This window comes from Paracoccus sphaerophysae (assembly GCF_000763805.1).
Classification (GTDB): domain Bacteria; phylum Pseudomonadota; class Alphaproteobacteria; order Rhodobacterales; family Rhodobacteraceae; genus Paracoccus; species Paracoccus sphaerophysae.
The window spans coordinates 48,648-54,882 of the sequence record NZ_JRKS01000017.1; the positions used below are offsets into that span (position 1 = coordinate 48,648).

Consider the following 6,235-nt stretch of genomic DNA (forward strand, 5'->3'; position numbering starts at 1 on the left):
CGCGCGTCAGCCTTGCCAGCGCGGCTTGCGCTTGGCGAAGAAGGCGGCGATCCCCTCGGGGGCCTCGTCGTCTTCCCACACCCCCGTCAGGGCGTCGATGCTGCGGGCGATCACCTCGGCGTCGATCCGCGGGCCCAGGTCGCGGGCCAGCCGCTTGGCCGCGGCGACGGCCTTGGGGGCGGTCTGCAGATAGGGCAGCACCTCGTCCTCGACGGCGGCGTCCAGGTCCTCGGGGTCGACGACGCCGGCCAGCAGGTTCAGGCGCTCGGCCTCGGCGGCGTCGAACAGCCGCGAGGACATGAACACCCGCCGCGCCTTGTCCTCGCCCATCCGGGCCAGGACGTAGGGGCCGATGGTGGCGGGGATCAGGCCCAGCTTCGTTTCGGTCAGCCCGAAGGTCGCACCGTGCACGCCGATCGCCACGTCGCAGACCGCCATCATCCCGATCCCGCCGCCAAAGGCGTTGCCGTGGACGCGGCCGATCAGCGGCTTGGGCAGTTCGTTCAGCGCGTTCAGCATCCCGGCCAGCGCCTGCGCGCCGGCGCTGCGGGTGGCGGCGTCGGCGGTCATCTGCTCCTGCATCCAGGCCAGGTCGCCGCCGGCGCAAAAGCTCTTGCCCTCGGCGGCGAGGATTACAGCGCGCACGCCCGTATCAGCGCCCAGCCGGCCGGCGGCCTCGGTCAACTCGTCGATCATCTGCGCCGACAGGGCGTTGTGCTTGTCCGGCCGGGCCAGCCACAGCGTGGCGATGCCGCGGGCGTCGGTCTCGATGCGGATGGTCTGATGGCTCATGCGGTCTCTCCGGTGGCGCGCAGGGCGCGGGCGAAGGCGGCCGCCTCGCGCAGGATGTCCATGTCCAGGCCGGGGTCGAAGCCCTGTCCGGCCAGGTGGGCCGCGACCTTTTCGGTCGCGACGTTGCCGGCGGCGCCCGGCGCATAGGGGCAGCCGCCCAAGCCCCCCACGGCGGCATCGAAGACGCGGATGCCGCGGGCCAGGCTCGCGTCGATGTTGCCCAGCGCCCGCCCGGCGGTGTCGTGGTAATGCCCGGCGAGCCGCTCGGCCGGCACCTCGTCCAGCACCGCCGCCAGCATCGCGTCGATGGTCTCGGGCCGGCCCTGCCCGATGGTGTCGCCCAGGCTGATCTCATAGCAGCCCATCGCGAACAGCCGCGAGGCCACCCGGGCGACGTTGGCCGGCGGCGTCGGCCCGTCAAAGGGGCAGTCCGTCACCACCGAGACATAGCCGCGCACCGGCACCCCCTCGGTCGCCGCCTGCTGCATGATCGGCACGAAGCGGTCGAGCGATTCCTCGATGGTGGCGTTCAGGTTGGCCTTGCTGAACCCCTCCGAGGCCGAGGCGAACACCGCCACCTCGTCGGCGCGGGCCGCGCGCGCGCCCTCGTAGCCAGTCAGGTTCGGGGTCAGCGCCGCGTAGCGCACCCCCGGGGCGCGGGCGATGCCGCCCAGCACCTCGGCGGCGTCGGCCATCTGCGGCACCCATTTCGGGCTGACGAAGCTGGTGACCTCGATGCGCCGAAACCCCGCGCGCGACAGCAGGTCGACCAGCGCGATCTTGTCGGCGGCCGGGATCAGCCGCTTTTCGTTCTGCAGCCCGTCGCGCGGACCCATCTCGAAGAGCTCGACGTCAGGCATCTGGAATCTCGAAGAAATCGCGGTCGAACATCTCGCCGCCCTCGCGCTCGAGCGCGCGGGCGCAGGCAGGGCGCGCCTGCATCCGCTCCCACCAGGCGAAGATCGCCGGGTAATCGCCGCGCGGCAGGAAATAGCCCAGCGAGCGGACATTGAAGCCGAACATACAGTCCGCGGCCGAGAACCCGCCGTCGAGCAGATGATCGCGCCCGGTCAGCCGCCGTTCCAGCGCCCGGGCCGTGACGACCAGCCGCTTGGTTTCCAGCTTCATGGTCGGGATCGACCGCGCCGCCTCGGGGCGGATGAAATTGTGCTGGATGTTCAGGTTCTGCAGGCAGATCGCCTGGGTTTCCGCGAAATGCAGCCATTCGAGGAACGCCGTCCGCTCGGCCTCGCCCGGTTTCGGCGCCAGCCGCCCCTCGCGCTCGGTCAGCACCTGCACGATGGCGCCCGATTCAAAGATCGTGCCGCCGTCGATCTCGAGCGCCGGGACCTTGCCGGCCGGCGAGCGCGCCAGGTGCTCGGGCGAACGCAGGCTGCCGTCGGTGAAGTCGTACTCGGTCAGCGCGTATGACAGCCCCAGCTCCTCGAGCAGCCACAGCACCCGGAAACTGCGCGAGCCCCGCGCATGGTGCAGATGTATCATCGCCAGCTCCCACCTGTCTTCTTTGCCCAAATATCCCGGGGGAACGGCCGCGTCACGCGGCCGTAGGGGCAGCGCCCCCGTCCTCGTCCTCCAGCCGGATCAGCGGCGCGCCGGCCTCGACCTGATCCCCGGCGGCGGCCAGCACCTCGGCCACCACCCCGTCGCGGGCGGCGGTCAGAGTGTGTTCCATCTTCATCGCCTCGAGGATCGCCAGCCGGTCGCCCGCCGCCACCCCCTGCCCGGCGGCGACGAACACCGCCTTGACCAGCCCCGGCATCGGCGACAGCGTCATCCCGCCGCCCGCGGCCTCGGTCTGCCGGTCCAGCGGGTCCTGCGGCACCAGTGTCAGCGAGCGCCCGCCAAAGACGCTGACCCCCGCCGGGTGGGCCACGATCCGCGACCGCCGCGGCGCGCCGTTGACCCACCAGCGGCCGCCCTCGTGGCTGACCTCGTGGGTGGCGCCGTCCAGCGTCACCCGCGCCTGACCGGGGCCGAGCACCTCGACGACGCCCTCGCCGCCCTCCCAGGTGACGGTGCGGCGCAGCGGCGCCCACAGGGTGACGCCGCCGCGCACCTCGGGGTCGTGCAAACCGGCGACGCCCAGCACCGCCAGGGCGCGCGTCTCGGGCGCTGGATCGGACTGGTCCAGCAGCGCATCCAGATCGCGCCCGATCAGCCCGGTATCCACTTCACCGGCGCGGAACCCCGCGTGCCGGGTCAGGGCGATGAGGAAATCGAGGTTCGTCACCGTCCCCGCCACCTCGGTATCGACCAGCGCCTGTTCCAGGGCCCGCAGCGCGATGGCGCGGGTCGGGCCGTGGGTGACGATCTTGGCGATCATCGGGTCGTACCAGGGCGAAATGCTGTCACCCTGCCGCACGCCGGTCTCGTTCCGGGCGTTCTCCGCAAATTGCAGGTGCGCCAGCCGCCCCGTGGCGGGCAGGAACCCGGCCGGCACGTCCTCGGCATACAGCCGCGCCTCGAAGGCGTGGCCGTGGATCGTCAGGTCCTGTTGGCGGGCAGGCAGCGGCTCGCCGCTGGCGACCCGCAGCTGCCATTCGACCAGATCGACGCCGGTGATCGCCTCGGTGACCGGGTGTTCGACCTGCAGCCGCGTGTTCATCTCCATGAACCAGAACCCGTCGGGGCGCAGGCCGCGGCTGCCGTCGACGATGAACTCGATGGTGCCGGCGCCGGCATAGCCGATCGCCTCGGCAGCGCGGACGGCGGCGGCGCCCATCGCGGCGCGGACCTCGGGGGTCATGCCGGGGGCCGGGGCCTCCTCGATCACCTTCTGGTGGCGGCGCTGCAGGGAACAGTCGCGCTCGAACAGATGCACGGCGCGCTGCCCGTCGCCGAACACCTGCACCTCGATATGCCGCGGCGCGGTCACGTATTTCTCGATCAGCACCGCCGGGTTGCCAAAGGCAGTCTGCGCCTCGCCCTGCGCCGAGGCCAGCGCGTCGGCGAAATTCGCGGCGCGGTCCACCTTGCGCATCCCCTTGCCGCCGCCGCCCGCGACCGCCTTGATGAGCACCGGATAGCCGATCCGGTCGGCCTGATCGGCGAGGAACCCGGCGTCCTGATCCTCGCCGTGATAGCCAGGAACGACCGGGACGCCGGCCCTCTCCATCAGCGCCTTGGCCGCGTCCTTGAGCCCCATGGCCCGGATCGCGTCCGCCGACGGGCCGATGAAGACCAGCCCCGCCGCGTTCACCGCGTCCACGAAATCGGGGTTCTCGGACAGAAAGCCATAGCCCGGATGGATCGCCTGCGCGCCGGTATCGAGCGCCGCCCGGATGATCGCGTTGCCGCGCAGGTAGCTGTCCTTCGGCGCCGGCCCGCCGATATGGACCGCCTCGTCGGCCAGCGCCACGTGGCGCGCGCCGCGGTCGGCGTCGGAATAGACCGCGACCGTCCCCACCCCCAGCCGCCGGCAGGTGTCGATGACGCGGCAGGCGATCTCGCCACGATTGGCGATCAGGATCTTGCTGAACATGGCGTCCCTTTCATCGCAGCGCGGCACCGGGGGTTTTCCACCCCCGGAACCCCGGAGGATATTTTGGCAAAGAAGAACTCATGGCCCCAGCGCCGCGATGAGCAGCCGTTCGGCTGCGGGGTCATAGGCGACCAGCGTCACCTGCAGACCCGCGCCGTGACGGCGGATCGTGTCGACCGCGATGCGGGCGGCGCGGTCGGCGGGAAAGCCGTAGACGCCGGTCGAGATGGCGGGAAAGGCGATGGTCGTCAGCCCGTTCTGGCGGGCAAGCGCGAGGCTGTTCTCATAAGCCGAGGCGAGCAGCGCGTCCTCGCCCTGGCCGCCGCCGCGCCAGACCGGCCCGACGGTGTGGATGACGTGCCGCGCGGCCAGGTCGTGGCCGCCAGTGATCCGCGCCTCGCCGGTCGGACAGCCGCCCAGCGTCCGGCACTCCCCCAGCAGCCCCGGACCCGCCGCGCGGTGGATCTCGCCGTCGACGCCGCCGCCCCCCAGCAGCGACTCGTTGGCGGCATTGACGATGGCATCGACCGCCAGCGTGGTGATGTCGCCGCGCCAGACGCGGATCGCCACGGGTATCTTCTGTCCCGAAATATCCCCGCCGGAGGCTGAGTGCCGCGCCATCGTCACATCCGGAACACGCCGAAGCGCGTCGGCTCGATCGGGGCGTTGAGGCTGGCGCGCAGGGACAGCGCCAGCACGTCGCGGGTCTTGCGCGGATCCACCACGCCGTCGTCCCACAGCCGCGCCGAGGCATAGAGCGGGTGGCTCTGACGCTCGAACATCTCGATGGTGGGACGCTTGAACTCGGCCTCGTCCTCGGCCGACCAGCTGCCGCCCTTGCGCTCGATCCCCTCGCGCCGGACGGTGGCCAAAACGCCCGCGGCCTGCTCGCCGCCCATGACCGAGATGCGGCTGTTCGGCCAGCTCCACAGGAAGCGCGGCGAATAGGCACGGCCGGCCATGCCGTAATTGCCGGCCCCGAACGACCCGCCGACAAGCATGGTGATCTTGGGCACCGCGGTCGTCGCCACCGCCGTCACCATCTTGGCGCCGTGCCGGGCGATGCCCTCGTTTTCGTATTTCCGCCCGACCATGAAGCCGGTGATGTTCTGCAGGAACACCAGCGGGATCGACCGCTGCGAGCACAGTTCGATGAAATGCGCGCCCTTGATCGCCGCCTCGGAAAAGAGCACGCCGTTATTGGCCACGATGCCGACCGGGCAGCCCTCGATATGGGCAAAGCCGGTCACCAGTGTCTCGCCGAAGCGCGGCTTGAACTCGTCGAAGCGCGACCCGTCGACCACCCGCGCGATCACCTCGCGGATGTCATAGGGGGTGCGCAGGTCGCCGGGGACCACGCCCAGCATCTCTTCGGGGTCGTGGGCCGGAGGTTCCGGGGACTGCCAGACCACCGTCTGCGGCAGGCGGCGGTTCAGGTGGCTGACGGCGCGCCGCGCCAGCGCCAGCGCGTGGGTGTCGTCCTCGGCGAGATAGTCGGCCACGCCGGACAGGCGCGTGTGCACGTCACCGCCGCCGAGGTCCTCGGCCGAGACGACTTCGCCGGTGGCGGCCCTGACCAGTGGCGGGCCGGCGAGGAAGATCGTGCCCTGGTCGCGGACGATGATGGTGACGTCCGACATCGCAGGGACGTAGGCGCCGCCGGCGGTACAGGACCCCATCACCACGGCGATCTGCGGGATGCCCTTGGCCGACATCTGCGCCTGGTTATAGAAGATGCGGCCGAAATGGTCGCGGTCGGGGAAGACCTCGTCCTGATTGGGCAGGTTCGCCCCGCCGGAATCGACCAGATAGATGCAGGGCAGCGCGCATTGCTCGGCGATCTCCTGCGCGCGCAGGTGCTTTTTCACCGTCATCGGATAATAGGTGCCGCCCTTGACCGTGGCGTCGTTGGCCACGACCATGACGTCCAGCCCGTGGACC

At 71.0% G+C, this 6,235-nt stretch carries 6 protein-coding genes; all 6 read right to left on the minus strand.

What is annotated here, in order from left to right:
- Positions 1-6: 6 nt before the first annotated feature.
- Positions 7-792, minus strand: coding sequence for a crotonase/enoyl-CoA hydratase family protein (locus IC63_RS07310; RefSeq protein WP_036718524.1), 786 nt, complete (start codon positions 790-792; stop codon positions 7-9).
- Positions 789-1,652: a hydroxymethylglutaryl-CoA lyase gene (locus tag IC63_RS07315; RefSeq protein ID WP_036718526.1), complete on the minus strand. Its 864-nt coding sequence runs from the start codon at positions 1,650-1,652 to the stop codon at positions 789-791. The genes IC63_RS07310 and IC63_RS07315 overlap by 4 nt, the downstream gene beginning before the upstream one ends.
- Positions 1,645-2,295, minus strand: coding sequence for a glutathione S-transferase family protein (locus IC63_RS07320; protein ID WP_036718528.1), 651 nt, complete (start codon positions 2,293-2,295; stop codon positions 1,645-1,647). The genes IC63_RS07315 and IC63_RS07320 overlap by 8 nt, the downstream gene beginning before the upstream one ends.
- 52 nt (positions 2,296-2,347) lie before the next feature.
- Complete coding sequence (locus IC63_RS07325; protein WP_036718531.1) at positions 2,348-4,294, minus strand: acetyl-CoA carboxylase biotin carboxylase subunit; 1,947 nt, start codon at positions 4,292-4,294, stop codon at positions 2,348-2,350.
- Between the two features lie 78 nt (positions 4,295-4,372).
- Entirely contained in the window at positions 4,373-4,864 is a 492-nt protein-coding gene (locus IC63_RS07330; protein WP_036718534.1) for an O-acetyl-ADP-ribose deacetylase, read from the minus strand.
- A gap of 53 nt (positions 4,865-4,917) precedes the next feature.
- A partial coding sequence (locus IC63_RS07335) for a carboxyl transferase domain-containing protein (protein WP_036718563.1) occupies positions 4,918-6,235 on the minus strand: 1,318 nt, incomplete at its 5' end.

Bases quoted from the DNA above. Each gene is read 5' to 3' on its own strand.
- IC63_RS07310 (WP_036718524.1), bottom strand. From the start codon at position 792: ATGAGCCATCAGACCATCCGCATCGAGACCGACGCCCGCGGCATCGCC.
- IC63_RS07315 (WP_036718526.1), bottom strand. From the start codon at position 1,652: ATGCCTGACGTCGAGCTCTTCGAGATGGGTCCGCGCGACGGGCTGCAG.
- IC63_RS07320 (WP_036718528.1), bottom strand. From the start codon at position 2,295: ATGATACATCTGCACCATGCGCGGGGCTCGCGCAGTTTCCGGGTGCTG.
- IC63_RS07325 (WP_036718531.1), bottom strand. From the start codon at position 4,294: ATGTTCAGCAAGATCCTGATCGCCAATCGTGGCGAGATCGCCTGCCGC.